Origin of the sequence: Actinomycetospora sp. (genome assembly GCF_036497245.1) — a bacterium.
GTDB lineage: Bacteria > Actinomycetota > Actinomycetes > Mycobacteriales > Pseudonocardiaceae > Actinomycetospora.
The window spans coordinates 1-2,039 of sequence record NZ_DASXJS010000068.1 but is presented as its reverse complement, the minus strand read 5'-3'; the positions used below and the strand labels follow the sequence as shown (position 1 = coordinate 2,039).

General features: G+C 72.1%; 2 protein-coding genes and 1 pseudogene. 1 reads left to right on the top strand and 2 read right to left on the bottom strand.

Annotated elements, in window-relative coordinates; translation table 11 throughout:
• Nucleotides 1-151 precede the first annotated feature (151 nt).
• Entirely contained in the window at nt 152-550 is a 399-nt protein-coding gene (locus VGI02_RS07625) for a 6-pyruvoyl trahydropterin synthase family protein (RefSeq protein ID WP_331626694.1), read from the bottom strand.
• 45 nt (nt 551-595) lie between these two features.
• The gene (locus VGI02_RS07620) at nt 596-1,558 is read right to left on the bottom strand and encodes a zinc-dependent alcohol dehydrogenase (RefSeq protein WP_331626695.1); all 963 of its coding nucleotides are present in this window, start codon (nt 1,556-1,558) and stop codon (nt 596-598) included.
• A 79-nt stretch (nt 1,559-1,637) separates the two neighbouring features.
• Between VGI02_RS07620 and VGI02_RS07615 the strand changes: the two are divergent.
• Nucleotides 1,638-2,039, top strand: a pseudogene (locus VGI02_RS07615) (sulfatase); the annotation flags it as partial.

The following is a 2,039-nucleotide window of genomic DNA, read 5'->3' as shown; positions in this document are numbered from 1 at the left end:
CCGCTCGGCACGGCGACGTCGTCGATGTCAGCCGGCACCACGACATGCACCGAGCGGAGGCTGGTGGTTCTCACAGCATTGATGGCTCGCTCCGAGCCCGCCTCCGCTCCTCGCTCGCTGGCGCTCACTGCGATGCTCACCGGACTCTCGCTCACAGGGTGCGCTCGTAGGTCGCCCAGGCGACGTGGGACTCGTGCAGCGCGACGGTGATCCCGGCCAGGTCGCGGGCCCCCGTGCCCAGCGCGCCCGCGTGCACCTTCTCGGCGAGCCGGTCGGCGATGACCTTGGCGAGGAACTCCGTGGACGTGTTGACGCCGGCGAACGCCGGCTCGTCGTCGAGGTTGCGATAGTTGAGGTCGGCCAGCACGGCACCGAGCTCCTGGGTGGCCAACCCGATGTCGACGACGATGCCGTCGGCGTCGAGGTCGGCACGGCGGAACGACGCGTCCACCACGTACGTGGCGCCGTGCAGCCGCTGCGCCGGGCCGAAGACCTCGCCCCGGAAACTGTGCGCGATCATGACGTGATCGCGGACGGTGATGCTGAACAAGACCGATCCTCCCGACGGGTTGCTACCTGCTCAATAGACGACTGCTCAATAGACGACACGGACACACAGGGCCGAAAGTTCACCGCCGGCGAGACGAGGCATCAGCCGGGGCAGGTCCTCGAACGGGCTCTCGTCCGTGACCAGCGCGTCGAAGACGGGGTCGGCGAGCAGACGCAGTGCCAGTGCCAGCCGGTCGCCGAAGCTGCGACGCCCCCGCCGCGCCGGTGCCACCGCGCCCACCTGGCTGCTGCGAACCACCAGGCGGCGGGAGTGGAAGGACTCGCCGAGCGGCACCCGCACCCGCCGGTCGCCGTACCAGCTCAGCTCGATGACCTCGCCCTCGTCGCCGAGCAGCTCGAGGGATCGGGCGAGGCCTGCCTCCGTGGCGCTCGCGTGCACCACCAGGTCGCACTCCCCCGCCGCCTGCTCGGGCGTCGCGAACCCCACGCCGAGCGCCTTGGCGACGACCGCGCGCGCGGGGTCGACGTCGACCAGCTCGACGCGGACACCGGGAAAGCGGGCGAGCACCGCGGCGACGCTGCAGCCGACCATCCCTGCCCCGACCACGGCGATCCGGTCGCCGACCAACGGGGCGGCATCCCACAGCGCGTTCACCGCGGTCTCCACGGTCCCGGCGAGCACCGCGCGCTCCGGCGGCACGTCGTCGGGAATCGGCGTCACGGCGGCGGCCGGCACCACATAGCGCGTCTGGTGGGGATAGAGGCAGAAGACCGCGCGGCCGAGCAGCGCCGGTGGGCCGTGCTCGACCACCCCCACGTTGAGATAGCCGTACTTGACCGGGCCGGGGAACTCGCCGTCCTGGAAGGGCGCCCGCATCGCCGTGAACTGGCTCTCCGGCACGCCGCCGCCGAAGACGAGGGTCTCGGTACCGCGGCTGACCCCCGAGTAGAGCGTGCGGACCTCCACGTCGTCCGGGCCGGGCCCGGGTAGGGCGACCGGCCGGATCTCGCCCTCGCCCGGAGCGCGGAGCCAGAAGGCCCGCGCGATGCGCTCCACGTCATTTCTCCAATCCGCGGTGAACCCCAGCCGCGTCGAATCCGTGCTGAGTGAGATGGACAGAGCCTGGATGACGACCGTAGTCCGGCCGAGGGCCGCCCAGCAGCAGACCGCCGGGACAAGCCGCGGCGGTTGGCGCAAGATCGCGGCCGGGATGACGACCGGGGCCGCCGGCCTGCTCGTGTTCCTCGCCCTCATCGCACCGCAAACGGTCGGTCAACTGACCCCCGGCGCGCTCCTGCGCATCCCGGTGGAGGGACTCCTCGGCGTCGTCCTCGTTCTCGTCCTGCCGGCCGGGGCGAGGCGGGCGGCGGCGACGCTCGGCGGCGTCGTCCTCGGTCTGCTGACCATCCTGAAGATCCTCGACTACGGTTTCGGCGCGGTTCTCGCCCGCCCGTTCGACCCGGTGCTCGACTGGACCCTGACCGGCGACGCCGCGGCGTTCCTCACCGCCTCCCTCGGCCGGGCGGGC